The organism is Nonomuraea sp. NPDC003214, from assembly GCF_053590035.1.
Window position 1 is genome coordinate 106,206 of sequence record NZ_JBSFSX010000014.1, and the last position, 26,211, is coordinate 132,416.

The 26,211-nt window shown below is 72.8% G+C and carries 31 protein-coding genes; 12 read left to right on the forward strand and 19 right to left on the reverse strand.

Annotated elements, in window-relative coordinates; genetic code table 11:
• Window positions 1–18: 18 nt before the first annotated feature.
• The 5 genes from ACWDXC_RS36125 to ACWDXC_RS36145 all read right to left on the reverse strand — a co-directional run bounded on the left by ACWDXC_RS36125 (window position 19) and on the right by ACWDXC_RS36145 (window position 3,821).
• The gene (locus tag ACWDXC_RS36125; RefSeq protein WP_449989809.1) at window positions 19–678 is read right to left on the reverse strand and encodes a response regulator; all 660 of its coding nucleotides are present in this window, start codon (window positions 676–678) and stop codon (window positions 19–21) included.
• Window positions 675–1,826 (reverse strand): sensor histidine kinase, encoded by a 1,152-nt coding sequence (locus tag ACWDXC_RS36130; RefSeq protein WP_449989812.1) that lies wholly within the window; start codon window positions 1,824–1,826, stop codon window positions 675–677. Before ACWDXC_RS36130 ends, ACWDXC_RS36125 begins: the two co-directional genes overlap by 4 nt.
• 22 nt (window positions 1,827–1,848) lie before the next feature.
• Window positions 1,849–2,421: a hypothetical protein gene (locus tag ACWDXC_RS36135; protein WP_449989815.1), complete on the reverse strand. Its 573-nt coding sequence runs from the start codon at window positions 2,419–2,421 to the stop codon at window positions 1,849–1,851.
• A gap of 159 nt (window positions 2,422–2,580) precedes the next feature.
• The gene (locus ACWDXC_RS36140; protein ID WP_449989818.1) at window positions 2,581–3,027 is read right to left on the reverse strand and encodes a YdeI/OmpD-associated family protein; all 447 of its coding nucleotides are present in this window, start codon (window positions 3,025–3,027) and stop codon (window positions 2,581–2,583) included.
• On the reverse strand, window positions 3,024–3,821 hold the full coding sequence (locus tag ACWDXC_RS36145; RefSeq protein WP_449989821.1) for an alpha/beta fold hydrolase: 798 nt from the start codon (window positions 3,819–3,821) through the stop codon (window positions 3,024–3,026). Before ACWDXC_RS36145 ends, ACWDXC_RS36140 begins: the two co-directional genes overlap by 4 nt.
• Before the next feature lie 118 nt (window positions 3,822–3,939).
• Between ACWDXC_RS36145 and ACWDXC_RS36150 the strand changes: the two genes are divergently transcribed.
• The 5 genes from ACWDXC_RS36150 to ACWDXC_RS36170 all read left to right on the forward strand — a co-directional run bounded on the left by ACWDXC_RS36150 (window position 3,940) and on the right by ACWDXC_RS36170 (window position 8,997).
• The gene (locus ACWDXC_RS36150) at window positions 3,940–4,359 is read left to right on the forward strand and encodes a nuclear transport factor 2 family protein (RefSeq protein ID WP_219506419.1); all 420 of its coding nucleotides are present in this window, start codon (window positions 3,940–3,942) and stop codon (window positions 4,357–4,359) included.
• Between the two features lie 18 nt (window positions 4,360–4,377).
• Window positions 4,378–5,628 carry an FG-GAP repeat domain-containing protein gene (locus ACWDXC_RS36155; RefSeq protein ID WP_449989825.1) on the forward strand — a complete coding sequence of 417 codons (1,251 nt, stop codon included), beginning with the start codon at window positions 4,378–4,380 and terminating at the stop codon, window positions 5,626–5,628.
• 75 nt (window positions 5,629–5,703) lie between these two features.
• Complete coding sequence (locus tag ACWDXC_RS36160) at window positions 5,704–7,749, forward strand: sensor histidine kinase (protein WP_449989827.1); 2,046 nt, start codon at window positions 5,704–5,706, stop codon at window positions 7,747–7,749.
• 10 nt (window positions 7,750–7,759) lie between these two features.
• Window positions 7,760–7,996 carry an AbrB/MazE/SpoVT family DNA-binding domain-containing protein gene (locus ACWDXC_RS36165; protein WP_231619066.1) on the forward strand — a complete coding sequence of 79 codons (237 nt, stop codon included), beginning with the start codon at window positions 7,760–7,762 and terminating at the stop codon, window positions 7,994–7,996.
• Complete coding sequence (locus tag ACWDXC_RS36170) at window positions 7,993–8,997, forward strand: alpha/beta hydrolase (RefSeq protein WP_449989831.1); 1,005 nt, start codon at window positions 7,993–7,995, stop codon at window positions 8,995–8,997. The genes ACWDXC_RS36165 and ACWDXC_RS36170 overlap by 4 nt, the downstream gene beginning before the upstream one ends.
• Here ACWDXC_RS36170 and ACWDXC_RS36175 read toward each other — a convergent pair.
• Window positions 8,994–9,356: a peptidase inhibitor family I36 protein gene (locus ACWDXC_RS36175; RefSeq protein WP_449989833.1), complete on the reverse strand. Its 363-nt coding sequence runs from the start codon at window positions 9,354–9,356 to the stop codon at window positions 8,994–8,996. The genes ACWDXC_RS36170 and ACWDXC_RS36175 overlap by 4 nt on opposite strands.
• 72 nt (window positions 9,357–9,428) lie before the next feature.
• The gene (locus ACWDXC_RS36180; protein ID WP_449989834.1) at window positions 9,429–10,499 is read right to left on the reverse strand and encodes a hypothetical protein; all 1,071 of its coding nucleotides are present in this window, start codon (window positions 10,497–10,499) and stop codon (window positions 9,429–9,431) included.
• A gap of 82 nt (window positions 10,500–10,581) precedes the next feature.
• Here ACWDXC_RS36180 and ACWDXC_RS36185 point away from each other — a divergent pair, with 82 nt between their 5' ends.
• A complete protein-coding gene (locus ACWDXC_RS36185; protein ID WP_449989836.1) occupies window positions 10,582–11,496 on the forward strand; it encodes an SDR family oxidoreductase in 915 nt (304 codons plus the stop codon).
• On the opposite strand, the gene ACWDXC_RS36190 is transcribed toward ACWDXC_RS36185, so the two are convergent.
• Entirely contained in the window at window positions 11,487–12,893 is a 1,407-nt protein-coding gene (locus ACWDXC_RS36190; RefSeq protein WP_449989839.1) for an MFS transporter, read from the reverse strand. The genes ACWDXC_RS36185 and ACWDXC_RS36190 overlap by 10 nt on opposite strands.
• A 75-nt stretch (window positions 12,894–12,968) precedes the next feature.
• Here ACWDXC_RS36190 and ACWDXC_RS36195 point away from each other — a divergent pair, with 75 nt between their 5' ends.
• On the forward strand, window positions 12,969–13,568 hold the full coding sequence (locus tag ACWDXC_RS36195; RefSeq protein ID WP_449989841.1) for a TetR/AcrR family transcriptional regulator: 600 nt from the start codon (window positions 12,969–12,971) through the stop codon (window positions 13,566–13,568).
• Window positions 13,569–13,579: 11 nt separating this feature from the next.
• Here ACWDXC_RS36195 and ACWDXC_RS36200 read toward each other — a convergent pair whose 3' ends face one another.
• The 5 genes from ACWDXC_RS36200 to ACWDXC_RS36220 form a co-directional block, all read right to left on the reverse strand.
• Window positions 13,580–13,897, reverse strand: a complete 318-nt coding sequence (locus ACWDXC_RS36200) for a hypothetical protein (RefSeq protein ID WP_449989844.1) — start codon at window positions 13,895–13,897, stop codon at window positions 13,580–13,582.
• A 217-nt stretch (window positions 13,898–14,114) separates the two neighbouring features.
• Window positions 14,115–14,291 (reverse strand): zinc ribbon domain-containing protein, encoded by a 177-nt coding sequence (locus ACWDXC_RS36205; protein WP_364180675.1) that lies wholly within the window; start codon window positions 14,289–14,291, stop codon window positions 14,115–14,117.
• Entirely contained in the window at window positions 14,288–15,475 is a 1,188-nt protein-coding gene (locus tag ACWDXC_RS36210) for a hypothetical protein (RefSeq protein WP_364180677.1), read from the reverse strand. The genes ACWDXC_RS36205 and ACWDXC_RS36210 overlap by 4 nt, the downstream gene beginning before the upstream one ends.
• Before the next feature lie 165 nt (window positions 15,476–15,640).
• Window positions 15,641–15,967 carry a hypothetical protein gene (locus ACWDXC_RS36215; RefSeq protein ID WP_449989848.1) on the reverse strand — a complete coding sequence of 109 codons (327 nt, stop codon included), beginning with the start codon at window positions 15,965–15,967 and terminating at the stop codon, window positions 15,641–15,643.
• Window positions 15,968–16,084: 117 nt separating this feature from the next.
• Window positions 16,085–16,654, reverse strand: a complete 570-nt coding sequence (locus ACWDXC_RS36220) for a TetR/AcrR family transcriptional regulator (RefSeq protein WP_449989851.1) — start codon at window positions 16,652–16,654, stop codon at window positions 16,085–16,087.
• Window positions 16,655–16,721: 67 nt separating this feature from the next.
• Between ACWDXC_RS36220 and ACWDXC_RS36225 the strand changes: the two genes are divergently transcribed.
• Together ACWDXC_RS36225 and ACWDXC_RS36230 are read left to right on the forward strand one after the other, a co-directional pair.
• Entirely contained in the window at window positions 16,722–17,183 is a 462-nt protein-coding gene (locus ACWDXC_RS36225) for a DoxX family protein (protein ID WP_449989854.1), read from the forward strand.
• Window positions 17,184–17,205: 22 nt separating this feature from the next.
• Window positions 17,206–18,102 (forward strand): VOC family protein, encoded by an 897-nt coding sequence (locus ACWDXC_RS36230; protein ID WP_449989857.1) that lies wholly within the window; start codon window positions 17,206–17,208, stop codon window positions 18,100–18,102.
• A gap of 59 nt (window positions 18,103–18,161) precedes the next feature.
• Here the strand turns inward: ACWDXC_RS36230 and ACWDXC_RS36235 are convergent, their stop codons facing one another.
• Both ACWDXC_RS36235 and ACWDXC_RS36240 read right to left on the reverse strand, forming a co-directional pair.
• Entirely contained in the window at window positions 18,162–19,304 is a 1,143-nt protein-coding gene (locus ACWDXC_RS36235; protein WP_449989860.1) for a methyltransferase domain-containing protein, read from the reverse strand.
• Between the two features lie 77 nt (window positions 19,305–19,381).
• Window positions 19,382–20,614, reverse strand: coding sequence for an MFS transporter (locus tag ACWDXC_RS36240; RefSeq protein ID WP_449989862.1), 1,233 nt, complete (start codon window positions 20,612–20,614; stop codon window positions 19,382–19,384).
• 91 nt (window positions 20,615–20,705) lie between these two features.
• Here ACWDXC_RS36240 and ACWDXC_RS36245 point away from each other — a divergent pair, with 91 nt between their 5' ends.
• Complete coding sequence (locus tag ACWDXC_RS36245; RefSeq protein ID WP_449989864.1) at window positions 20,706–21,302, forward strand: helix-turn-helix domain-containing protein; 597 nt, start codon at window positions 20,706–20,708, stop codon at window positions 21,300–21,302.
• Here ACWDXC_RS36245 and ACWDXC_RS36250 read toward each other — a convergent pair.
• The 4 genes from ACWDXC_RS36250 to ACWDXC_RS36265 are packed head-to-tail and all read right to left on the reverse strand — an operon-like array spanning window position 21,294 to window position 24,609.
• Window positions 21,294–22,157, reverse strand: a complete 864-nt coding sequence (locus ACWDXC_RS36250) for an aminoglycoside phosphotransferase family protein (RefSeq protein WP_449989867.1) — start codon at window positions 22,155–22,157, stop codon at window positions 21,294–21,296. The two genes, ACWDXC_RS36245 and ACWDXC_RS36250, sit on opposite strands and share 9 nt — an antisense overlap.
• Window positions 22,158–22,194: 37 nt before the next feature.
• Window positions 22,195–22,710, reverse strand: coding sequence for a VOC family protein (locus ACWDXC_RS36255; protein ID WP_449989870.1), 516 nt, complete (start codon window positions 22,708–22,710; stop codon window positions 22,195–22,197).
• 26 nt (window positions 22,711–22,736) lie between these two features.
• Window positions 22,737–23,693 carry a helix-turn-helix transcriptional regulator gene (locus tag ACWDXC_RS36260; RefSeq protein ID WP_449989873.1) on the reverse strand — a complete coding sequence of 319 codons (957 nt, stop codon included), beginning with the start codon at window positions 23,691–23,693 and terminating at the stop codon, window positions 22,737–22,739.
• A 22-nt stretch (window positions 23,694–23,715) separates the two neighbouring features.
• Window positions 23,716–24,609, reverse strand: a complete 894-nt coding sequence (locus ACWDXC_RS36265) for an MBL fold metallo-hydrolase (protein WP_449989876.1) — start codon at window positions 24,607–24,609, stop codon at window positions 23,716–23,718.
• Window positions 24,610–24,692: 83 nt separating this feature from the next.
• On the opposite strand from ACWDXC_RS36265, the gene ACWDXC_RS36270 reads away from it, so the two are divergent.
• Complete coding sequence (locus tag ACWDXC_RS36270) at window positions 24,693–25,568, forward strand: LysR family transcriptional regulator (RefSeq protein WP_449989879.1); 876 nt, start codon at window positions 24,693–24,695, stop codon at window positions 25,566–25,568.
• Window positions 25,569–25,598: 30 nt separating this feature from the next.
• Entirely contained in the window at window positions 25,599–26,198 is a 600-nt protein-coding gene (locus ACWDXC_RS36275) for a dihydrofolate reductase family protein (RefSeq protein ID WP_449989882.1), read from the forward strand.
• Window positions 26,199–26,211 lie beyond the last annotated feature (13 nt).

Consider the following 26,211-nt stretch of genomic DNA (forward strand, 5'->3'; position numbering starts at 1 on the left):
TACCCGTCTGCGGGTCCCTTACGCTCCCGGCACGGCCAGCCCCGACTCGTACGCGGCGATCACCGCCTGCACCCGGTCACGCAGCCCGAGCTTGGTCAGCAGGTTGCTGACGTGCGTCTTCACCGTGTGCTCGCTGACCACCAGCGTCCGCGCGATCTCCGCGTTGGACAGGCCGCGCGCGATCAGCTGCAGCGTCTCGCGCTCCCTGGCCGTCAGCACGTCCAGCGCCCCGGGAGCGGCGCCCGGCCTGCCCGCCGGCCGCGAGGTGAACTCGTGGATCAGCCGCGTGGTGACCGCCGGCGCGAGCAGCGACTCGCCACCGGCGACCACCCGCACCGCGTTCACCAGGTCGTCGCGGCGCACGTCCTTGAGCAGGAACCCGCTCGCCCCCGCCCGCAACGCGTCGAACACGTAGTCGTCCAGGTCGAACGTCGTCAGCATGAGCACCCGGCAGGCCGTCTCGGCGCACACGATCCGGGCCGCCTCGATGCCGTCCATCCGGGGCATGCGGATGTCGAGCAGCAGCACGTCGGGCGCGTGCTCGCGCACCGCCGCCACCGCCTCGACGCCGTCGCCGGCCTCGGCCACCACGTCGATGTCGGGCTGCGCGGCCAGGATCATCGCGAACCCGCCCCTGACCAGCTCCTGGTCGTCGGCCACGACCACCCGGACCGTCATGCCGGCAGCCGGGCGGTGACGCGGAAGCCGGGACCGTCGGTGCGCGGCCCGGCCGTAGCGGAGCCGCCGCAGGAGGCGGCGCGCTCGCGGACGCCGATCAGCCCGTTGCCGCCCGAGGGCAGGGCCCGGCCCGAGCCCCGGCCGTCGTCGGTGATGTCGATCATCAGGGTGTCGTCCTCCCAGGTGAGCCGGATGTCCGCGCGGGTCGCGCCGGCGTGCTTGACGATGTTGGTGAGCGCTTCCTGTGTGATCCGGTACGCCGCGACCGCCGAGTCGGACCGGAGCGGGCGCGGCTCGCCGGTGGTCTCGAAGGCGACCTTCAGCCCCGTGCCCGCCACCTGGTCCGCCAGGCCGGGCAGCTCGTCGAGCGTCGGCTGCGGGGCGAGCGGCGCCTGCTCCTCCTTGAGCGCGCCGAGCATCCGCCTGAGCTGCACCATCGCGTCGCGGCCCGCCCCCGCGATCGCGTCGAACGCCGCCTCCGCGCGGTCCGGGTCGGTCCTGACCGCCACCGGGCCCGCCTCCGCCTGCACGACCATGAGACTGACCGCGTGGGCGAGGATGTCGTGCATGTCGCGGGCGATCCGCGCCCGCTCGCGTTCGGCCGCGCGTTCGGCTTCCATCTCCCGCTCCCGTTCCAGCCTCGCGGCCCGTTCCTCCAGCGCCGCCGCGTGCGCGCGCGACGTGGCCGCCGCCCTGCCGATCGCGTACGCGGCCACGTACAGCACGGTGCTGCGCAGGGCCGTCTCCGACGAGCCGACCAGCGCGAACATGCCGCCGGCCATGAGGCAGAGCGCGGTGATGCGCACCCAGCGGGGCGAGCTCGTGGCCACGGTGTAGAGGGCGACCAGGGAGCCGTACCAGATCGGCTGGTCGGCCACGCTGTCGGCGAGGTCGTACAGCCCGCTCACGATCAGGGACGTCACCAGCACGGTCACCGGGAAGCGGCGGCGCCACAGCACCGGCACCGACGAGCCGACCGCCACCGCGTAGCCCCACCAGGACCACGGCACCCCGAAGTAGCTGGTGCTCGACAGCAGCGGCCAGAGCTGGGCGAGCGTGATCGCGCCGGTGAGGGCCACGTCCAGCAGCGGCTGGGGGAGCGCCCGGTAGCGGCGGCGGAGCACGGTGACGAGCGGAGGTTCGGGCACGATGTCCCAGTTTCGCGCAAGATCAGGCATGTGCGGGGACTCGCCGGTCACGTACCGCCAGCGGCAGGAACGCGATCAGCGCGAGCAGTCCACCGAGCGGGATCAGGTCCAGCGACACGAACGGCAGCAGCACCTGGACCAGCACCAGCGCCGGAACCCAGACCGGCACCTGACGCCGGACCGCGAGCATGGCCACGAGCACGACCTGCGCGACGTAGAAGAGGACCGGCCCGGCCTGGTAGACCAGCAACGACACCCCCGGCACCGCCTGCACCTGGTCGAACAGCGGCCCCATCGCCTCGTGGTCGGCCGCCATGAACCCCACGACGACGTCGATCGCGAACTGGACGAACGCCAGCCCGGCCCCGGCCGCGCCGGCGACGAGCACGGCGGTGGCGCCCCGGCTGCGCCCGAGCATCAGCCACATTTCCCGAAATACGTAGACAAAAAGCACCAGTGCGCCCATGAACGCCAGATGTCCGACCGTCCAGGCCGGTCCCGGCCCTCGGCTGCCGTCGATCCCGTCGACGAGCCGCAGGATTCCGTAGCCCGTGGAGAGCAGTGGCGCGGCGAGGTAGGCGGGGCGGATCCGCATGATCTTCTCCTGGGGGAGGCGCTGGTTGACGTCCCCATCCTCGGATTTCCCGCCGCGAAAGGGATCGCCGCCCGGGGCGATCCTGGCTCTCACTCTCAAGAGCGAGACGGACTCACCGGCACGACCGATCCGCCTCACCGGCACGGCCCGGCCGGGAGGTCATGCCTCGCCGGCGGCCAGCTTGGTGATCGCGTCGGCGACGCGGCGCTGCCGGGTCTCGGCCTTCTTGGCGCCCTCGACCTGCAGGACGACCCGGCGCCTCCGCGAGTAGGACAGGCCGTCGAAGAACGCCTTCGCCTCCGGCGCCCGGTCGAGCGCCTCGGCCAGGTCGCCGGGGACCGCCACCTCGCGCGGCGCGGTGTCGAGCTCCAGCGTCACCTCGACCTCGTCACCCGCCGCCACCCCGGCGCCCCGGCGGTGCTCGGCGCTGAGCGGCAGCAGGTAGCGCCCGCCCATGACGGCGACCGTGCTGCGGTAGCTGTAGCCGTTGACCGTGACCGTCACGGCGGGCCGCCTGCCCGAGCCGAGCGTCTCCACGATGCCGGCGGGCACCTCGAACCCCGTCGCGGTCCTGCCCGCCAGCTCGACGGTGGTGCGGAAGCTCATGCGAAGAAGCCCTTCAGGACGGGGGCCAGCGCCCGCGCCTTGACCAGGTGCGTCTGGCCGTCGAGGGTGCGCGCGGCGGCGTCGGGCAGCACGCGGGCCAGGTCGGCGGCGCCGTTGCGGATCCAGGCCGGGCTCTTGCCGCCGTCGATCACCAGCGCGGGCACCTTCACCGCGTCCCACTCGTGCTCGGGAAGCGGCTTGCCCTGCCCGAAGCGTGCCACGAACGCCGCGTCGTAGACCAGCGTGTGGGCGATCGCCTTCATGCCGGACCAGCCGGGCATGAAGCGCATCATGGCCACCATGATGCCGGGCAGCCCGACGCCCGTGCGCATGAAGTAGCGGATGGCGTCGGCCGGGCGGCCGGCGGCGATGAAGTCGCGGATGCGCTCCTCGTAGTCGTGGGGCATGGGGGCGCGGGTGCCGTCGACCACGAACGGCGGCTCGTACACGGCGACCTTGGTGACCGGGAGCCCGGCGGCGGTGGCGGCCAGGGCCAGCGCCGCGCCGGACGAGATCCCGTACAGGAAGACGGGCTCGCCGATCGCCTCGATCAGCGCGGCGAGGTCGTCGATCTCGCGCTCGACCGCGAACGGCGCGGTGTCGCCGCTGTCGCCGCGCCCGCGCCGGTCGTAGGTGTAGACCGTGTGGCTGCCGGCGAGCTCGGCGGCCAGCGCGGGGTTGGGGCCGGAGGCGCGGTGGCACATCGCCCCGTCGACGAGGATGACCGCCGGCCCGTGGCCGACGCGGGTGTAGGCGATGGTGGTGCCGTCCTGGGAAGTGACCGTGTTCTCCATGCCTTGAGCGTCCCACCGACAAATGAATTTGTCAAGGCGCTTACCTGCGAGGTAATGGCGCCCCGGGCCGCGCCGCTGCCAGGCTTCCCTGGTCGTTCGAACGGGGAGGAAGCACCGCATGTCCACACGTGACGTCGTTCAGGAGCTGCTGCGCAGGATCGGCGAGGGCGACCCCCGGCGCATCGCGGAGCTGTACGCCGACGACGCCGACTGGAAGCTCGACTGGCCGGAGGCCGAGCACGGCCGCGCCGCGACCCCGTGGATCCGCCACCGCGTCACCCGCGCCGACGCCGAGGCGCACTACCGGGAGATCGCCGAGCACCACGTGCCCGAGGAGGTCGCCACGGTGGTCGAGCGGGTGCTCGTCGACGGGGAGCACGCCGTCGTGCTGGGGGAGATCCGCCAGACCGCCCGCCCGACCGGCCGGGCCTACCGGTCCAGGTTCGCGCTCCACCTCACGGTGGAGGACGGGCTGGTGACGCGGCACCACGTGTACGAGGACAGCCTGGCGGTGGCGCAGGCCTTCGACGGCGCCTGAGCCGTACGATGGGCGGGTATGAGGCGAGTCGTCGGCGCGGTGCTGCTGCTGGTGACGCTCGCCGCCTGCGCACCCCCGCCCGAGACCCGCAGCCTGCCTGCCACGTCCGGCCCGCCTGCCACGTCCGGCCCGCCGGTGACCTCCGGTCCGCCTGCGACGCCCGGCCCGCCCACCACGTCCGGTCCGCCCGCGACCTCGTCCGGCCCGCCGGCGGGAAAGCCGGTTGGCCGGGGCCGGCCCGGCGACCTTGACGGCGACGGCTACGCCGACCTGGTCTTCGCCTCGGGTGACCGCCTCGACGTCGTCCGCGGCTCCCGTACCGGACTGGACCCCGCCACCCGCGTGTCCGTGCCCGCCGACCGGTTCCGGGTGTGGCTGATCAGCCAGAGCGTCCATGCCGACCTCGACGCTGACGGCTACGGCGACGTCGTGGTGCACGGCGGCCCGCCCGACGGGGAGATGGCCCCGCACGTCCTCTGGGGCGGCCCGCAGGGCGTCGGCCTCGTCCCCGTGCGCGTGGGCAGGAAGAGCCTGCTGCATCCGGTGACCGGCGACTTCGACGGTGACGGCGTGGCCGACGTGGCGGCCCCGGCCTCGGGGCGCAAGACCCTGGTGCTGCTGTACGGCCCGTTCACGCGTGAGGGCGTCCCGGCCCGCGAGGAGACCCGGCCTTCCCCGTCAGGAGGGGAGTTCTGGCGCCTGGCCGCCGGGCCGATCGGCGCGGGGCGCCGTACCGGGCTGCTCGTGTACGAGGGCGACGACGGCGAGCAGGTCGCGAGCCGGCTCGTCCGGGGGCCGGGGGAGCCGGTCCGCAGGCTGAACGCGGGGATGGCGTCGGCGTTCGGCGACTTCGACGGCGACGGCCGGGAGGACGTCGCGGTCGGCGACGACGGCGGACGCAACAACGAGCCCGGGTTCGAGACCGAGCCGCCGGGCGTGGACCGGACCCTGACCGTCTACTACGCGGGCGGCCGCGTCGAGAGCCTGCGCGGGGCCAAGGGCGGGGCGGTGGCGGGCGACTTCGACGGCGACGGTGACGACGACGTGGCCTTCGGCGGGTTCTGGCCCGACACGCCCTCGGGGCCGCGCCTGTTCCGGGGCGGTGCCGGGGGGTTGCGGGACGCGGGGCCGATCGGCGCGGGGCGCGGGCTGTCGCCGCTGACCGCCGGGGACTACGACGGTGACGGGGACGACGAGCTGGTGCTGGCGTCGGAGAAGAGCGTCGCGGTGTCGGACGGGCGGGGGGCGATGAGGTCGTTCAGCAGGTGAGCAACCTTTTTATGACGATTTATCAATACGAAGCCGTGCATAATGCGTCCAGCTCCAGGAGAGGCAGGGACCAGCATGGCTCGGAACGCCATCGTGGCAGCGCGGGCCGCGGCCGTCACCTTGGCGGTGCTGTCCCCGCTGCTCGAACTCGCGGCGCTGGCGATCTGGCAGTCGCTGCCGCCCGAGTGGACCCCGGCGCAGACCGCGACCCCGCAGTCGGCCGCCGCCCTGGCGTTCCCCGTGGTCGGCGCCGTCCTGATCTTCCACCGGCCCAAGCTCGGCATGGCGTGGGTCATGTGCCTGGGCGGGCTCGCCGGCGCGGCCAGTGACATCACCAACGCGCTGCTGTTCCACTACGCCGACCTCGGCCGCTACGAGGTGTCGAGCTGGCTGCGGATCGCGACGCTGATCCCGTGGGGGATCTGCGGGGCGACGCTCACCGCCGTGCTGCCGCTCTACTCGCCCGACGGCCGGCTGCTGTCGCCGCGCTGGCGCTGGGTCATCGTCCTCAGCGTCGCCGGGCTCAGCCTGAACATCCTGCGCGCCGTCGTGCGCCCCGACCCGTCCCTCGCCGACTACCCGTACCCGGTCGTCATCACCAACCCGCTGGCGGTGCCCGCGCTGGGCCCGTACCTCCAGGTGATGACCGTGGCCGGGTGGACGCTCATCTACACCTCGATGGCGCTGGCCGCGTGCTCGATGGCGTTGCGGATGTGGCGGGCCGACCCGGTCGGCAGGCGGCAGATCGGCTGGCCGATGTACGCCTTCGCGGGCTACATCGTGTTCCTGCTCGTGGGCGGGGCCGTGCCGGAGCTGATGTGGCTGTCGATCACCTGGGCGGCGCTGATCCCGGTCGCGATGGCGTTCGCGGTGATGCGTTACCGGTTGTACGGGATCGACACCGTGGTCAGCCGCACGTTCGTGGCGGCCGGGCTGCTCGTCGTGGTGAGCGCCGTGTATTTCGGCGTGGGCGCCGTCTCCTCCGTGCTGGTCTCGGGGTACGACCAGATCGCCGGTCTGGCCTCGGCCCTGTTCGCGGGGGCGTTCTTCCAGCCGTTGCGGCGGTGGTTGCAGCGGCTGGTGGACCGGTTGCTGTACGGCAGGGTCGGTGACCCCGCGCTGCTGGCCGAGCGGCTGACCCAGGCGATCCGGCGGGGTGATCCCGCCGAGGCGCTCACGTCGGTCGTGGCGGTGCTGAAGGACGGGCTGGCGGTGGAGGGCGTGGCCGTCGAGGTCGCCGACGGTGAGCCGCGTTACGTCGAGAACGGCCGCGTCGGCGCCGCGCCGCGGCGGGTGCCGCTGGTCTGGCACGGTGAGCAGGTCGGCCGTCTGCTGGTGGGCGCGCCCGGCCCGCGGCGTTTCCCGGCCGCGCACAACGAGCGCGTGCTGGCCACGCTCGCCCCGTACGCCGCCGACGTGGCGCACGCCGTGCGCATGGCCGCCGACCTGCAACGCTCGCGCGAACGAATCCTCAGCACCCGTGAGGAGGAGCGCCGCCGCCTGCGCCGGGATCTGCACGACGGGCTGGGGCAGAGTTTGTCGAGCATGGCGATGATCATCAACATCGCGCGCAGCCGGCTCAAGGACTCGCCCGATTCGGCCGACGCCCTTCTGCAGGATCTGCGTACCGGCATGGACGCGGTGGCCGGTGACGTCCGCGAGCTGGTGCACGGGCTGCGCCCGCCCGCGCTCGACGATCTGGGCCTGGCCCGGGCGCTGCGTGAGCTGGCGGGGCCGCAGGTGCCGGTGCGGGTCGAGGGGGCGCTGTCGGATCTGCCGGCGGCCGTCGAGGTGGCCGTCTACCGGATCGTGCAGGAGGCGCTGACCAACATCCGGCGGCACGCCGAGGCCGAGACCGTCACCGTCACGCTGCGCCGGGAGCGGTGCGTGCTGCGGGTCACCGTCACCGACGACGGGCGCGGCCTGCCGGAGTCCCACCGGCCCGGCGTCGGGCTCTCCTCGATGCGGGAGCGGGCGGCGGAGCTGGGCGGGATCTGCGTCATCACCGGCGAGCCGGGCCGGGGGACGCGGGTGGAGGTGATGCTGCCCCTGCCGACGACGGTCTCGGCGGTGGCGCCGGCCGGGACGGCGGTGCGTGCAGAAAGTAGGAAAAGTAGGTAAAGTCGCACCTATGACCGGAAAAATGATCGAAGGGCCGGATGGCCGGTACATCGTGGGCACCGTGAAGATCAGCGAGAAGGGTCAGATCGTCATCCCCAAGGACGCCCGTGACCTGCTCGGCATCGAGCCCGGCGACACGCTGCTCGTCCTCGTCGACCCCAAGCAGGGCATCGCGCTCGTCGACAACGAGAGGTTCCGGCAGTTCGCCACCGGAGTCCTCGCCGCGCAGAGCGAGCCGGAGCAGTGACCCCACCGGTGAACCCCTACCACGGCCTGCGCGAGCCGCTGCCCGCCGCGCTGTCCGGCTTCCGCCAGGAGTCCGCCGAGCTCGACGGCGTGCTGATCAACTACGTCCGCGGCCCCGAGTCAGGCGCCCCGCTCCTGCTGATCCCCGGCCAGATGAGCCTGTGGAGCAGCTACCGCAGCGTCATGCCCGAGCTCGCCCGCCGCTTCACCGTCTACGCCGTCGACGTCCGGGGCCACGGAGCCTCCTCGTGGACCCCGGGCGACTACTCGTGGGACTCCGCCGGCGGCGACCTGGCGAGGTTCCTGCGCGACGTCATCGGCAGGCCCGCGATCGTCAGCGGCAACTCCTCGGGCGGCGTCCTCGCCCTGTGGTGCGCCGCCAACATCCCCGACCTGGTCGCCGCCACCGTCCTGGAGGACCCGCCGATCTTCTCGGTCGAGATGCCGCGCTTCCGCGACCGCGACCGCTGGGTTTACGCCAGCCTCGTCCACACCGCCGAGGTCGCCGAGAACGGCCGCCCGGCCGACATCTTCCGCCAGGACATCCCGATCGCCGAGGACAAGAGCATCCGGATGCCCGACCGGTTCGTCGACCTCCTCGACCGCCTGGTCACCCGGCACGCCCGCCGCCACCCCGGCCGCCCCGCGAGCCTCGGCGTCCGCTGGCTGCCGCGCTCCCTGGACGAGACGGTCCGGGCGGTCTCGATGTTCGACCCCGACTTCGCCAGGGCGTTCGTCGACGGCCGCTTCTACGGCGACTTCTCCCACGAGGCCGCCCTCCGGGCGGTGAGCGGCCCCGTCCTCCTCATGCACGCCAACTGGAACCGCTTCGTCAAGCACGGCCTCGTCGGCGCGATGGACGACGACGACGCCCGCCGCGTCCGCGACCTCGCCCCCCAGACCGTCTACCGCCGCATCGACGCCAGGCACGTCATCCACGACGACAAACCCCGCGCCTTCCTCACGGCCCTGACGGACTTCGCCTCACACGCGCGGGTCTAGCACTCCCCGCGCCACGTCACCTTGGTCACCGTGCGGATCGAGGCCGGCGGCGCCGGGATGTTCCCCTTGCCGTCCGGGTCACCGAAGTGCACGCACTGCGTCCCGACGAACGCGACCGTGAGGTTGACGTGGTCGTAGCCCTCCTGCGCGTAGGCGTTGTTGAAGTAGGACCGGGCGGAGACGCTGCCGCTCCAGTTCTGGTTCGTCTTGAACGACATGCCCTCGCTCTGGTTGTAGCCGTAGTAGAAGCAGATGTAGCCCTTCGGGCAGCTCTCGGCGGCCTGCGCCGCCGACGGCACCACCGCCAGCCCCCCGAACGCGACGGCGGCGGCCAGTGCGGTGAAGACTCGATTACGCATGTGTCACCCTTCTCGGTAAGAACCCCGTGAGGTGATCTTCACGCGCCCGGCATCCCCTGTGAACCTGTGTCCTTACAGGGGGATCACCCTGGGCAGGATCGGGGCGTCGAACCAGGTGGGCTTGTGTTTGCGCAGCAGGGCTTCGCCGTCGCGCTGCCAGGAGAAGCCGGGCTTGTTCAGCAGCTTGCGGAAGACCTGGTCGGCCTTGGCCGGGTCCGGGGCGGCCAGGCGGCGCAGGATGCCGGGGCCGGTGTCGGCGCCGCGCAGGTAGCCGCTGATCACGTCGCGGTACGGGCGGCGGACCAGGAGCGACGGGTCGGCGAACGCCGCCTGGGCGAGGTCGAAGCCCGGGAAGAAGCTGAGCCCCTCATCCTCGTCGAAGACGACCGCGAGGCTGGGCGCGCCGGACAGGCCGAGGTCGGGCAGCTCGGGCTCACGCCATGCGCCGGGCTCGCCGCCGTTGCGTTCGTGGTCGTGGCGGTAGAAGGCCAGGATCGTCTCCTGGACCGCGTCGCCGGCGACGATCACCAGGTCGCTGCCGTACAGGTCGATGAAGGAGGCGCGCTGCCGCGCCTGGAGGGCGCGGGCCTGGGCGAGTTTGTCCGGGTTGCGGAAGACCATGCGCGGGTTCTGCAGTTGGAGGGTGCGCACGCCGGCGAGGACGGCGGCGACGTCGTCGGCGGAGTAGGCCGTCGCGGCGCCGCTGATCATCCAGTCGTCGCCGACGGGCACGAGGCCGCCGACCATGACGACGCCGGGCGTGAGCTGTTCGACGCCCTCGGCGCCCATGTTGGACCTGATCCGGTAGGTCAGCTCGTCGACGTGGTTGACGGCGATGACGCCGTCGTCGCCGTACGGCTCCTTGATCTCGAACACGCCCTGGACGTAGTCGGCCCACGACAGCAGCAGCGCCCGGTCCGCGCCGGTGAAGCGCTCGGCGAACGAGCCGAGGACGGTCTGGCCGCCTTCGAGGCGTTCGGTGAGGACGAAGGCGTCGAGAGCGGTCGAGAAGACCATCTCGTCACCGACCCCGTCGGGGAACGCGCGCTGGATCATGTTCCGGGTGGCCCGCTGGAACCTCGGCGACCTCGCGTACTCCGACAGCTCGCCCTTGAGCTCCGCGGCCCGCTGCATCAGATCCATGCGCCCAACCTAGCGCCGGGCCGCCGCCGAAGTCCGGGAAAAGATGACAGACGCTGTCGGGTATCGCGGTTACGTTCGGCTCATGCACAACACGTTGAAGGGCAAGGTCGCGCTGGTCGCCGGGGGGACGCGGGGCGCCGGTCGGGGCATCGCGACGGAACTCGGGGCGGCGGGGGCGACGGTGTACGTGACCGGCAGGACCACCGGCGAGAGCCGCTCGGAGTACGGCAGGCCGGAGACCATCGAGGAGACCGCCGCCCTGGTGACCGAGGCCGGCGGTGAGGGCATCCCCGTCCGGGTGGACCATCTCGAACGCGACGAGGTGCGCGCCCTCGTCGAGCGGATCGAACGCGAGCAGGGGCGGCTGGACGTCCTGGTCAACGACATCTGGGGCGGCGAACTGCTGGCCGAATGGGACTCGCCGCTGTGGGAGCACGACCTGGACAAGGGGCTGCGGCTGCTCCGCCTGGCCATCGACACGCACATCATCACCAGCCACTACGCGCTTCCGCTGCTGATCAGGCGGCCGGGCGGCCTCGTGGTCGAGATGACCGACGGGACGAAGGCGTACAACGACGACAACTACCGGGTGTCCTTCTTCTACGACCACGCCAAGAGCGCGGTGATCAGGCTCGGCTTCGCGCAGGCGCACGAGCTGCGGCAGCACGGCTGCGCGGCGGTGACGCTGACGCCGGGCTGGCTCAGGTCGGAGCTGATGCTGGACCTGTTCGAGGTGACGGAGGACAACTGGCGCGACGCCACGGCCCGCGAGCCGCACTTCGTGATCTCCGAGACGCCCCGCTACGTGGGCCGGGCCGTCGCCGCGCTGGCGACGGACCCGGACGTGATGCGGTGGAGCGGCCAGTCGCTGTCCAGCGGGCAGCTCGCCCGCGAGTACGGGTTCACCGACGTGGACGGCTCCCAGCCGGACTGCTGGCGCTATCTCGTCGAGGTGCAGGACCCGGGCCGCCCCGCCGACGCCACCGGCTACCGCTGAGCGGGCAGGGTCAGGATCACCAGCACGAGCGCCAGGGCGGTGATGCCCAGGCCGACCGTGAAGGCGGCTCCCATGCCGTCGGCGACGGCGACGGCCACGGCGTTGCCTGTGCTTCCCGTGTTCCCGGCGACCGAGGCGTACACGCTGGACAGGATCGCGATGCCGAGTGACGCGCCGGTGAGCATCGCGGTCTGGAGCACCCCGGCGGCCGCGCCCGTGTCGGCGGGGGCGACGGTGGACATGATCGCCAGGTTGAACGGCACGACGACGAGCCCGAGCCCGGCCCCCACCAGAAGCAGGGGGCCGGCGATGCCGGTGACGTACCCGGTCGTGGCGGAGATCGGGACCAGCCAGGCGACGCCCGCTCCGATCAGGGCCACGCCGGTGATCGCGACGGCCCTGGCGGTGAGCCGGGTGATCACCCGGGGCGCGCTCTGCGCGGTCAGCAGCATGCCGAGCGCCATGGGCAGGAACGCCAGGCCCGCCTGGAGCGCGTTGTGGCCGAGGACTTCCTGAAGGAACTGCACGATGAGGAACTGCGTGCTCATCGTCACCATGGGGAGCAGCAGGAGCCCGGCGAAGGCGCCGGCGCGGGCGCGGTCGGCGAACAGCCGCAGCGGCAGGATCGGCTGCCGCGCCCGCGCCTCGACCCGGACGAAGGCGGCCAGCAGTCCGGCGCCGCACGCCAGCGCGACGAGCGCGGTGACGTCCCGCCAGCCGTGCTCGGCGGCGCGGGCCAGCGCGAAGGCCACCGCGCCGAGCCCGGCGACCGAGGTCAGCGCACCGGCCACGTCGAAGCGCCCGGGCCGGCGCGGCGCCTCGGCGAGGACGCGCGGCGCCAGCGCGATCACGAGCAGCCCGATCGGCACGTTGACGAACAGCACCCAGCGCCAGGACAGCGCGGTGGTGATGATCCCGCCCAGGACCAGCCCGAGCGTCATGGCCGACGCGGTGACAGACGAGTAGACGCCGAGCGCCTTCGCCCGGGCCTCACCCTGGAAGTTCGTGGTCAGCAGCGCGAGCGTGCTCGGCGCGGCCAGCGCGGCGCCGAGCCCTTGCAGGGCGCGGGCGGCGACGAGCCATCCGGGAGTGGTCGCCAGCCCGCCGGCCAGGGAGGCGACGGTGAACACCGTCATGCCCGCGAGGAACATCCGGCGGTGGCCGAGGATGTCGCCCGCGCGGCCACCGAGCAGCAGCAGACCGGCGTAGACGAGCAGGAAGGCGTTGCTGACCCACGACAGCCCGGCCGGGGTGAATCCGAGACCGCCCCGGATCTCGGGCAGCGCGACGTTGACGATCGTCGCGTCGAGCATCAGCACCAGTTCGCAGGACACGATGACGGCCAGCGTCACCGCGCCGGCGCTGCGGACGGCGGTTCTTTCGCGCAGGCGGGACACGTTCACTCCTCAATAGGGAACCAGGTGGTTCACTATAGGGCGCGGGTAGGGTGGGATCGCAAGGAGGAGGTGCTGATGGCCACCACGGCCGAACGGTCCGCCCGGCCCGAGCCCGCGTCACGGCGGCGCGGCGAGGAGCTCCGGCGAGTGATCTTCGATGCGGTGATCGAGCAGCTCGGGACCGTCGGCTACGCCAAGCTGAGCACCAACCGGATCGCCGCGGCGGCGGGCACCGGCAAGGCGGCCCTCTACCGGCGCTGGCGCAACAAGGACGAGCTGATCCGCGACGCGCTGCGCGAGCTGATCCCCGGCCCGCCCGAGGTCACCCCGGCCACGCCGCTGCGCGACGGCCTGGTGATGCTGCTCTCCTACCTGAACCGGGTGCTGTACGACTCCAACGGCGCGGCCTTCCAGGCGGTCGCCGCCGCGGGCGTGGCGCAGACCACGCAGCTACGCGCTCTCTTCCGCGAATCGGCCACGGAGCCGTGCGAGAAGCGGATCGCCGAGCTGATCGGCATGCACGGCGGCGCCGCCCCGGGCCGCAACGAGACGGCGATCGCCACGGCGGGGCCCGCGATGATCTTCTACCACTGCCTCAGCGGTCAGCCCAGGAGCACCGACGAGCAGATCGAAGCGATCGTCGACGACCTGCTGCTGCCCCTCATCGGCGCCTGAGCTCCCAGGGCTCAGCGGCACACGCCGCTGATCCGGCACACCTTCTTCGCCATCTTCCTGGCCGGGGCGGTGACGTGCTTCTTCGGGAGGGCATGGGCGTACACGAACAGGGCGCGGCCACGGCGCCCGGCCAGCCACGCCAGCCCCGACTCGCGGGTGACCAGCACGGCCTCGTCCCCGATGCGGACCCGCTGGGCGACGAACCGAGGCTTGCCGCCTCCCGGGCATCGCTTGAGGTCAGCCCGGAGCCGGTCGAAGGCGGCATCGGCGGACCTGGCGCTCCGGTAGAGCACGAGTTGCTCGGCGCTCAGTTCGGGCGCGCTGGTCAAGTGCGTGATCGTGCGCATCGCGACGCGGCCGTCACGGGGTGCGCGCCTGCACCTCGGTCAGCAGGAAGTTCCGGGGAATCCCGCCGTTCGCCGTCGCGCCCGTCCCGGTCAGCACGGTCCCGGCCATCAGCGCTGTCGCCAGCATCTCTTTGATCACAAGGCATGAGATGTACGGCATGCCGGGAAAGTTCGGCCGGTGACCCGGGCGGGCCCCGGCTCAGTCGAAGTCGAAAATGGAGTGCTTGTCGTAGAAGTGGAGGATGTAGCGGCAGCGCGTGCAGATCATCAGCGTCATCCGGTGGGAGGTCATCCCCCACCGGCTGTCGAGGCGGCCCTGCTCCTGCTGGAACTCGGTGCCCTGGCAGAGGGGACAGGCGAGCTGAGGTCTCGTCATGTCCGGTGAACGCGCGGCCTGGGCGCCCGGGTTCCGGGCCGCTTGGTGGCCCAGGCGATCCGCTCCTTGGCCGTCCCGCGCAACCCCGGCTTGGCCCGCCGCGCCACGTACTCCAGCTGGGCCAGCGCCGTGGCCGTGCCGATGTCGCCGAGCACGCCGGTGACGTCCTTGGAGATGTTCGCCGGGCCGTTCAGCGCCAGGCAGCCGAGCCGGCCGGTGACCTCGTCGTCGGCCAGCCAGATGAGCTGATCGACCACCCAGCGGTTGCCGGACGGCGCCCCGGCGGCCTCCCACGCCTCGTACACGGCCCAGCCGAACGCCGCCAGCGACGTGCGTTCGCACAGGTCGAGCACGTCCTGCAGGCCGGGATAGATCTCGGCCGGGGCGTTCCACTGGACGCCGGGCGACAGCGTGAGCGCGCCGACCAGGTTGCGCACCGCGTCGGCGGGCAGCGGCCGGCCGTCGCGCAGCCGGACCTCGGGCAGCGTGTCCACGTCCAGCCAGGAGAGGGCGCGCGGCCTGCTCGTCGGCGCGCCCCCGTCCAGAATCAGCGTGACAGCGTCCGCGACCTCGTCGCCGTAGGTCCTGGCGGCCGCCACCACGGCCGCCCTGCCGTGCCCGGAGACGATGTGGAACAGCGCCGCCCCCGCCTTGTCGCGCGCGGCCCGCCTGGTGCCGAGCGCGTCCGGCACCAGGTACGGCACCGCCGCCGTCCCGTGCCGGGCGAACCACTCCCGGGCGTGGTGGCGCGTCGCGGCCCTGCCGAGCCAGGCGGCCATCAACCGGGCCACCTCGACGTCGCGGAACGGCATCAGCGCCCAGCCGGACCGGTGAGTCTTGGCGTTGGGGAACACCACGGGAAGGGCGTCGGCCTCGAACCGCACGGTGACGGTCCGCAGGATCGAGAAGTCGGACGAACGCCTGAGCTTCAGCTTCCAGCTCCCCAGCAGCGGCCGGACCAGCTCCTCCGGAGCCAGCTCGAACAGCGAGAACTGCGCCGATTCGCGGACGATTCGCCCGTTCACGAACTCCCGTACGACGCCCTCCCATCCCTCCCGCTGGAGGACCTCCTTGAGCTCGGCCGTCAGATGGGAACGGCCGGGAAGTCCTTGCCTGAGCTCCTCGCGTTCCCCCGGTAACCAGTCGACCACCCGTCCCGCGGGAGGCAGAAGCCCCGGGATCACCGGGGGCTTCCGCTCCCACGGGGGAGTGACCAGAAGGGGAGGAAACGCGTCGCGCATATGTCAGCCTTTCGAGCACAGGACTTCGGCGACGGCATTCCTACCGAAGCCCGGTATGTCGCGAGCATGTCGTCTCCGGGGCACGGCTCCACCGGTGGGGACGACCGCCTACAGAGGACAGGTGCCGCCGGCGTAGACACGAATACCGGAGATCTTGTGCGGCTGCGAGTACGTTTCCGTCTCGCCCGGCTGCAGACAGCCGATGTTCACGCCCTCGGCGGGGACCAGACGCGCCGCGTACGGGCTGCTGTTACGCGCGGACGTGATCTCGCGCGCCAGCGGGATGTAGCCGGGCGACGGGGTGACGCAGACGGACTGGATGCCGGAGTAGAGGCAGATGGAACCGCTGGTGGCGGCGGCGGGTGCAGCCATCCCGATCGTGGCCAGGAGCGCGGCGGCGGCGATGCCCGCCGGCAGGTGTTTCCGTGCTCGCATTCTCGGACCCTCCTCATCGGATTCGTGGTCGTGAGAAACGATAGATCGGGCCGCTTTACTTTTGATTTCACCGCACTTTCGGCACCGGGTCGGCTCCCGCCTGCCGCCCGGGATTCTTCAGCGAAGGGCGCCGAAGACGAGCCGGATCATCGAACGGGCGAGCGCCTCCGGGTCGCCGCCGGAGCTCTCCGGCAGGGCGCCGCTCAGCCACAGGCTCGCGAAGCCGTGGGCCAGCGACCAGGCGGCGATCGTGGTCATCCGGTCGTGCTCCGCGCCGGGTGACAGCGTCCGCGCGCTGTCGACGAGCACCCCGGCCGCCCGCTCCTGCGCGCTCCGCACGTCCGGGTCGTCGGCGCAGTAGAGCTCGGGCCGGAACATCACCTCGAAATAGGGCCGATGGTCGATGGCGAACCGGACATAGGCGACACCCACCTCCCACACGTCGGCCGCCGCCTCCTCCAGCGCGTCGGAGAACAGCGTGAAGCCCTCGACCGCCACGGCCGTCAGCAGCCCCTGCTTGTCGCCGAAGTGGTGGGCGGGGGCGGCGTGCGAGACGCCCGCGCGGCGTGCCAGCTCGCGCAGGCTCCACCCGGCCGGGCCGGACTCGCCGATGGCCTGGAGCGCGGCGTCGATGATGACGCGCCGCAGGTTGCCGTGGTGGTAGGACGGCTGGCTGATCTCCCTCACCTCCGCTGTGACGCCCTCACCTTATCTTGACATTGACAAGATGGCGACCCGTCCTCCAATCTTGCCGATGACAAGATTGGAGGACGGGATGGTTCCGTTCATCGCCCTCACGGGCGGCTTCGTCGTCCTGCGACTGCTCGGCGTGGCCGGCGTCGACGCCCTGGACGCCTGGCAGCCCGCCCTGCGCGGCGCGCTCGCCCTGATGCTCGCCTTCACCGGGGTGCCGCACTTCCTGCCCTCGTGGCGGCGCGACTTCGCCGCGATGGTGCCGCCGGTGTTCCCGCGCCCCGCCCTGCTGGTCACCCTCACCGGCGTCCTGGAGCTGGCCGGCGCCGCCGGGCTCCTGATCCCGCGCCTCGCCCCCTACGCGGGTGCCTGCCTGGCCCTGCTCATGATCGCCATGTTCCCGGCCAACGTCTCGGCCGCCCGCCGCGGCCTCACCCTCGGCGGGAAGCCCGTCACCCCACTGCCTGCCCGTACGGCCCTGCAGGTGCTCTTCGTCGCCGCCGCCATCGCCTCGGCCGTGTGATCCCGCACCGGAGGACATCACCATGAACCACCGCGAAGCCCCCGACATCGACTACATCGACCACACCGTCCTCATCACCACCGACCTCCCCGCCGCCTCGGCCCGCTTCGCGGCGCTCGGCTTCACTCTCAGCCCCGCCTCGCCCCACCACCTGGCCGAACGCCCCGGCGGCCCGCTGATGCCCACCTGCACGGCCAACCGGTGCGCCTACTTCGGCCGCTCGTTCATCGAACTGCTCGGCATCGTCGACCCTGCCGCCCCTGACCCGTGGGGCGTACACCACCTGCGGCGCACCTACCGCGGCCTCCTGATGACGCTCGGCTCCCGCGACATCCGCACCACCGCTGCCCGGCTCCACGCCGCCGGACTCGCCTCCACCGGCATCCGCGCCCTCGAACGCCAGGTCGACACCCCCGACGGCCCCCGCACCGTGCGCGCCGACAGTGTCCGCGTCGACCCCGCCCACACCCCCGGCGGCGCACTCCAGGCAACCCAGCAGCTCACTCCTCAGCACGTCCACCAGTCCCGTTACCTCGACCACCCGAACGGCGCCGTGGGCCTGCACAGCGTGCTGCTCGTGGTGCCCGACGACGAGCTGGACGTGCACGAGGAACGCCACGCCCGCGTCCTGGACACCGACGTATGGATCGACGGCACCCGGCGGGTGCTGCCCCTGCGGGAGGGGCGCGTCGAGATCATCCCGCACTCGTCCCTGGACGAGGTCCTCCCCGGGCACGTCCTGCCCGGCCTGCCCCTGCTGGCGGCCCACACCGTGGCCGTACGCGACCTGGGGCACGCCCGCAAGCTCGTCGAGGGCAACCAGATCGCCACCCGCGCCACGCCGGACGGCTTCTACGTCCCGGCCGACGACGCCTGCGGCGTCCCCCTCGCCTTCACCCAGGCCGGGACCACCGGCTGAGACGTCTGGGCAGACGCCTGCCCGCCACCCGGTTCCGGCGGCGGGCAGGCGGTCTCAGGTCATGCCGGGCACGAGGGGCCGATGACGCGGTCCGGGGTGTCGAGCCAGATCTGCTGCCCTTCGGCAGTGACCGTGACGCCGTAGCGGTCGCGGGCCGGCCGGCCCCATTCCACCCAGGTCAGGTACGCGTCGGTGACCTCGTCCCACAGCCGTCTAGTCCCATGGCTCGCCACGGCGAACTCGCGGCGGCCCTGTCGGTAGCCGGTCGTCGCCCATGATCCGTCGCCGTCCCATACCCGTACCTCCATCGTGTCGTCACCTTCACTGGTCGTCGCGCTCACCACGCCGGGCACCAGGGCGGCTATGGCCACGTCGGCTCCGTAGTCGTCCCAGGCGACGTCGCGGGGGTCGATCGGCGTGGTGCGGTGTTCGGGGCGGGTGCCGAGGCGGTCGGGGACCGGGTGGCGCTGGGCGCGCATCATCATGTAGCCGGCCGATCCCACGAGCCGTCCGACCGCCCGGTCGCGGCCCACGGTGAGCCGCAGCAGGTGGCCGTACGCCCAGCCGGGTGACCACGGCGTCACGATGACGCCGCCGGGGCGGGTCTGCTCGACCCACGCCCACGGGACTCGCTGGACGCCGCAGGTCGCGTGCACGCGATCGTACGGAGCTCCGGCGGCGTGGCCGAGCGCGCCGTCGCCGACCACCAGGCGGGGGCTCCGCCCGCAGACGGCGAGGTTCTTGGCGGCCTGGTCGGCGACCGCCGGGTCCACCTCCACGGTGGTGACATGGTCGTCCCCCAGCCGGGCCGACAGCAGGGCCGCCGTCCAGCCGGTGCCGGTGCCGACGTCCAGCACCCGCTGCCCGTCGTGGACGTACAGGTGGGCGAGCGAGGCGAACACGGCGCCGGGGGCCGAGAGCGACGACGTCCACGAGCCCTCGCCCGTCGCCGGGTCGCCCGCGCCGTCGTCGGCCTGGGTGATCAGGGAGGCGTCGGAGTAGACGCTCTCCCACCAGGCGTCGGGGTCGGTGTCGCGGTCGATCGCGTGGCCGGCGCCGCCGCCGTCGGGGACGGCCCAGCCGCGCGCCGGGGCGAACACGTGCCGGGGCGCGGCGTCGTACGCCTTCCGCCACTCGGGCGGCAGGTCACCGGCCGCCTCGAGCCGCTCGGCCAGGAGCCCGCGGAGCCCGGCCTCGGTCATGTCGATCTCCCTCGCCTGGACGGACGCCCAGCGTGACCGTATGACTACCGTGGTGGTTGGGCAAGGCGTCCGTCAGGCTAGACATGCGTGGCCCTGCGGGAGGTTGTGCGGTCGAGGAGGATGAGCGGGATGAGGGCGGCGGCCAGGGCGGCGCCGATCCAGGGGACGGCGGTGAGGCCGGCGCCGGTGTTGAGCGCGGCGCCGGCGAGCACCGGGACGAGGCTGATGCCGAGCTGGAACGCGGACACCGTGGTCGCTCCGGCGAGCGTCGGCGCGGCCGAGGCGATGGCGAAGACGCGGGCGTAGATGGCCGGGTTCAGGACGAACCCGGCGATCCCGAGCAGCAGGACGAGGGGGACGACAGCGAGCGCGTACCGGGCGAGCAGGGCGAGCAGGACGGACACGACGAGGATGCCGATCGCCCCGGTCAGCAGCGCGTGGAAGGGACGCCGGTCGGCGATCCTGCCGCCGGCGGACAGCCCGGCGAACGCGCCGATGCCGAACAGCGCGAGGACCGCGGGCACCCAGACGCCCGGCAGGCCGGTGACGCCGGTCAGCAGCGCCGCCAGGTAGTTGAACGAGATCATGTACGCGGCTGTGCTGAGGATGGTGGCGGCGAGGACCGTCCACAGCTGTGGGCGGCGCAGGGTGCGCAGCTCGCGGCGTACGCTCGGCTCCACGCCCGCGCTGGTGGCGGGCATCGCGACCAGGGCGGCGAGCGCCCCGGCGGCGGTCAGGGCGACGACGAGCCAGAAGCCGCCCCGCCAGCCCGCGAGGTGGCTGACCAGCGCGCCGGCCGGGCCGCCGGCGATCATCGCGAGGCTGAGCCCGCTGACGACGACGCCGGACGCGCGCGCGGTGCGGTCGGGTGTGACCAGGCCGACGGCGGTGACGGCGGCGACGGCCCAGTAGCCCGCGTAGGCGAGGCCGCAGGCGAAGCGGCTGGCCAGCAGCACCGGGTAGTCGTCGGTCACCAGCCCGATCGCCACCGAGGCGGCGAAGACGGCCTGGGTGGTGACCAGCGTGGTGCGCCGCGGCCAGCGCAGGCTCAGGATGGCGAAGGGCGGCCCGCCGACGACGACGCCGGCGGCGAAGGCGGAGATCAGCGCGCCGGCGGCGGGCAGCGTGATGCGCAGGTCGTCCGCGACCGCGGGCAGCACCCCGGCCAGCAGGAACTCCGCGCTGCCCATCGCGAACAGGCTGAAGGCCAGCAGGTAGACGCCGAACGGCAGCCTTCCCCGCGAGGCCGGCGGGGGATCGCCGGCCTGCCGTGTGCTGTCGCCGCCCGGTTCCTCGGTTGTCTTGATCATGGTGATCACCTCCGCGCCGATGGTGCTGGGGACGCGGATCGGGCAGCAACTTACGTTGCCATTTCTGGGACGCTCGCGGTGGAATGGGCCTATGGACGAGCAATCCCCGGACCGGCCGCCGATCGCCGCGACGCTGGCCGAGGTCGGCCCCCGGCTCCGGCGCATCCGCGAGCGGCGCGAGGTCAGCCTGTCGGCGCTGGCCGAGGCCACCGGCATCTCCAGGAGCACGCTGTCCAGGCTGGAGACGGGCCAGCGCCGCCCCAGCCTGGAGCTCCTGCTGCCGATCGCGCTGGCCCACCAGGTGCCGCTGGACGAGCTGGTCGGCGCGCCGGCGGTCGGCGACCCGCGCGTCCACATCAGGCCGCGGGTGCACAACGGCCGTACGGTGATCCCGCTGACCACCCAGCCGGGGCCGCTGCAGGCGTGGAAGTCGATCATCCCGGCCGACCAGAACCGGCCCGAACTGGTCACGCACGAGGGTTACGAGTGGCTGTACGTGCTGTCCGGGCGCATGCGGCTCGTCGTGGGCGACCGCGACCTGGTCATGAAGGCGGGGGAGGCGGCCGAGTTCGACACCCGGCTGCCGCACTGGTTCGGGCCCGCGGGGGAGTCGCCGGTGGAGGTGATCAACCTGTTCGGCCGCCAGGGGGAGCGCATGCACGTCCGCGCCAGGCCGCGCTCACGCTGAGGGGTCCAGGGCGGCGGTGATCTGGCGGGCGGTCTGCGCGGCGACGCGCGGGCTGGTGGCGGCGTACGCGGTGTAGGCGTTGAGGCCCGTCGCCAGCGCCCAGCCGCGCCCGCGCAGCCAGGTGGCGTCGTCCACGCCGAGCGCCGCGCGGAAGACGGCCCGGCTGCCGGGTGACATCAGCGTGAAGGCGATCATCAGGTCGCAGGCTGGATCGCCCACGGCGAGCCCGCCGAAGTCGATCACCGCGCTCAGCCGCCCGCCGTCGACCAGCAGGTTGCCGGTGTGGAAGTCGCCGTGCACCCACACCGGCGGACGGTCCCAGGCGGGCGCGGTCAGCGCCGTGTCCCACAGCGCGGTCATCGCGGCGGCGTCGAACACGCCGCCGGTCTCGGCGATCGCCGCCCGCGTGTCGCGGTCGCGGCCGGACAGCGGCTCGGTGCGGAGCCCGGCGCGCGGCGGCACGGGGGTGAGTCGTTGCAGCGCGGTCAGGAACGCCGCCAGCTCGACGGCGGCCTCGGCCGAGTCGCCCAGCGTCTCGACGGTCGCCACCTCGCCGGTCAGCCAGCGCGACACCGCCCACGGCCACGGGTAGCCGAAGGCGGGCTCGCCGACCGCGACCGGCGCCGGGACCGCGAGCGGCAGGTGCGGGGCCAGCCGGGGCAGCCACGCGGCCTCCTTCGCGGCCTGCCCGATGGCGCCGTCGTGGCGGGGCAGCCGTACGGCCAGCTTCTCGCCCAGCCGGTAGATCACGTGGTCGGAGCCGGCCGGGTCGAGCAGCTCCAGCGGCAGCCCGGCCCACTGCGGGAACTGCGCGTCGACCAGGCGTCTGGCCAGCGTGTCGTCGATCAAGGGCACGTACGGCTCCTGCGGTCGGGACGGGGTCCGGACCATCTCAGTCCGTACGCGGGCCCCTTGTCGACCGGATTTCGCCGCCGAAGAAGTCGGTCTCCGGGTTCTGCATGTACTCCATGGCCGCCGCGAACCCGGGATCGCTCCAGCGGCGCTCCAGCTCCTCGGCTGTCACGTCCTCGATGCGGGTCTGGATCCACCACAGATTGCCGTACGGGTCGCGCACCCGGCCCACGAGGTCGCCGAAGGCCAGGTGGGTGACCTCGCTGACCACCACGCCGCCGGCCTTGACCGCCTGCCGCAGCACGGCCCGCGCGTCCTCGACGTACAGGCGCAGGAACGCGGGCGTCGGCGGCCAGCCGGGAGGCGAGTCGAACAGCATCACGATCGCGTCGCCGATCCGCACCTCGGCGTGGCCGATGACGCCGCTGTCGTCGACGACGCGGCCCAGCTCCTCGGCGCCGAACGCCTCCGTCAGGTAGTCGATGAGGGCGGCGGTGTCGGGGGAGATGATCCACGGCGTCACCGTCGTGTAGCCCTCGGGCTTGAAGTTCGTCATGCCCTCGACCGTAGGAGCCGTATAGGTCAGTTTCTGTCCTGAGCGGCACGCAGGGTTCTGGCGGCCAGGGCGCGCAGGTGTTCGACCAGCTCGGGCGGCTCGTGCACGTCGAACTCGCAGCCGATCGCCAGCAGCCGGAACGCCAGCCAGTCCAGCGTGTCGCCGCGGCTGCGGATCAGGCAGCGGCGCTCGTCCAGGGGCTCCAGCTCGGTCGCGTCGCCGAGCCGCACCGCGACCTGCTCGATCGGCGCGTGCAGCGTGGCGACCGCCTGGTAGGTGGGCGCGAGCGCGTTCAGCCGGGAGGTGACGAAGTCGGCGGCGTCGTCGGCGGGGAGCTGCCGGGGCGTGGCGCGGGCGCCGGTCGGCCGGGGCTCCTCGATGCGGTCGACGCGGAACGTGCGCCAGTCGTCCCTGTCCAGGTCGTACGCCACCAGGTACCAGCGGCGGCCCACCGTGACCAGGCGGTGCGGCTCCACGTGACGCCTGCTCTCCCGCTCCGCCCGGTACAGGAAGCGCAGGCGCTCGCCGTGCGCGGCGGCCGTGGCGAGCACGGTCAGGAGCTCCGGGTCGATGCCCGGCCCGGCGAGCTGGGGCGCGGGGGCGGTGGCGGTGTTCAGCGCGCCGACGCGGTGGCGCAGCCGCGACGGCAGCACCTGTTGCAGCTTGGCCATGGCGCGGACCGACGCCTCGTCGATGCCGTCGACGGCGTGCCGGGTCACGGTGCGCAGGCCGACCGTGATGGCCACCGCCTCCTCGTCGTCGAGCAGCAGCGGCGGCATCGCGGTGCCCGCGACCAGGCGGTAGCCGCCGTCGCCGCCCCGGGTGGCCTCGACGGGGTAGCCGAGCCCGCGCAGCCGTTCGATGTCGCGGCGAATGGTGCGCCCGGTGACCCCCAGACGTTCGGCCAGCTCGCTGCCGGGCCATTCGCGCGGGGACTGCAGCAGGGACAGGAGCTTCAGCAGTCGTGCGGAAGTGCCGGACATGCTCCCCAGGATGCCACCGGGGTCAGGCGGCGCACATGCAGACGACGCCCTTCTCGATCCACTCGCGGCCCTCCCAGTCCGGATGCCGTTCGATCATCAGGGCCGTGATCTCGGCGACCATCGTCTCCTCGCTCATCGCGGAGTCGCGGCGCGCCCAGGTCTCGTCGCGCAGCAGCCGCAGGTAGTCGCGCACGTCGGCCAGCAGCTCCGGCCCGCCGCAGTCGCCGTGACCGGGCACCACCACCCGCGGGCGCGCGGCGATCAGCCGTTCCATCACGCCGATCCAGCCGAGGCCGGACACGTCCGTGTCGTGCGGCGGGAACCACGGGAAGATCGCGAACTGCCCCGCCTCGACCAGGTCGCCGGTGAACATCACCCCGGCGTCCGGCACCGTCACCACCTGGTCGCCGCGGCTGTGCGCCCGCCCGGTGGCCTCCAGCCGCACCGTCCGCCCGCCCAGGTCGAGCTCGTACGAGCTGTCGTAGACCAGGTCGGGGACGGGCAGCTCGACGCCCTCCAACTGCCGGGCCACCGGCTCGCCGAGCCCCCGGAACATCTCCAGGTAGCCCGCGCCCTTGGCGGCCAGGTCCTCGGCCTGGGCCCGGTTGATCAGGTACGTGGCCTCGCCCGCGAACGCCTGGGCGCCGAAGGCGTGCTCGGGGTGGAAGTGGGTGCTGGTCAGGTAGAGCCTGCGGCCCTTGGCGTACTCGGCGGCGAAGCCGAGCACGGTCTCGGCGTTGCGCGGGCCCATTCCGGTCTCGATCACCAGCACGGAGTGCGTACCGCCGACGAGGCCGACGTTGGGCACGAGCTGGACGCGCCGGTCCGGGATCACCACCAGGTCGCGGGCGAGTTCCCGCACGTCGGTGAGCTGCACGACGGGTTCGGTCATGGGGCCGGTCATGGAGTCGGTCATGGGGTCCAGTGCAGCGCGCGGCGCGCGGCGGCGTCCAACACCGGTCGCGCAGCGCCGATACCGTCCGGGTATGGTCGCCGGTGATGGACCTGCGTTCGCTGCGCTATTTCGTGGCGGTGGCCGAAGAACGACACTTCGGGCGCGCCGCCGCGCGGCTGCACATGACCCAGCCGCCGCTGAGCCGGGCCGTCAAACGGCTGGAGGCCGATCTCGGCGCCGTCCTGCTGCACCGCACGCCCACCGGGGTCACGCTCACCGACGCCGGAGCCGTCCTGTACGACGAGGCGCGGGCGCTGCTGGAACAGGCCGAGCGGCTGCGCGCCAGGGTCTCCACCGCCACGCTCACCATCGGCACGCTGGCCGACAGCGTCGAACAGGCGGGCGACCGGCTCGTCGCCGGGTTCCGGGCGCGGCACCCGGCGGTCCGCATCCACATCCGCGAGGCCGACTTCACCGACCCGACCGCCGGGCTGCGGGCCGGGCTGGTCGACGTCGCGCTCACCCGGACCCCGTTCGACGAGACCGGCATCGCGGTGCGCGTGCTCCGGACCGACCCCGTCGGGGTGGTCCTGCGCGCCGACGACCCGCTCGCCGGGCGCGACAGCCTGCGCCTGCGCGATCTCGACGGGCGGCGCTGGTTCCGCCTGCCCGAGGGGACCGACCCCGTGTGGCGCGCCTACTGGGTCCGCGGCGACGGCCCCGTGGTGCGCACCGCCCAGGAGTGCATGCAGGCCGTGCTGTGGAACGGCACGGTCGGGCTCACGCCGCTGGCCCACGAGCTGCCCGACGGGCTCACCTCCGTCCCGCTCACCGACCTGCCGCCCAGCCGCCTCGTCCTCGCCTGGCGGCGCGGCGACGCCAACCCGCTCGTCAGGTCCCTCGTCGCCTTGCAGGATTCTCTTCGGAAAAAAGTTCCCGGCCGTGTCAAGGACGCGCAATCGGCTACGACCTCCTCATGAGAACGAGCCTCACGAGCTGAAGGAAAGACCATGAGCAAGGTGACCTGCGACCTGGCGATCTCCCTCGACGGCTACGCCGCCGGGCCGAACCAGACCCTGGAGAACCCGTTCGGCGACGGCGTCGGCGACAGCCTGCACGAGTGGATGTTCGCCGACCCCGAGGCCGAGGAGGTCAAGGCCATCACCACGGCCGGCGCGTACATCATGGGACGCAACATGTTCAGCCCCGGCCGCGGCGACTGGGACCTCGACTGGAAGGGCTGGTGGGGCGACGAGCCGCCCTACCACGCGCCGGTCTTCGTCCTCACCCACCACGAGCGCGAGCCGCTGGAGATGCTCGGCGGCACCACCTTCCACTTCGTCACCGACGGCATCGAATCGGCCCTCGACCAGGCACGCAAGGTCGCGGGCGCGGCCGACGTCGCCATCGCGGGCGGCGCCCACACGGTGAACCAGTATCTGGCCGCCGGGCTGATCGACGAGCTGCGGCTGCACATCGCGCCCGTGGTCATCGGAGCGGGGGAGCGGCTGTTCGACGGCGTCGGGCCGATGACGCTCGAACCCGTCAAGGTCTCCGGCAACAGCATGGTCACCCACGTGACCTACCAGCGACCTGGGTCTACGGCCTGACGTACCCAGGTCT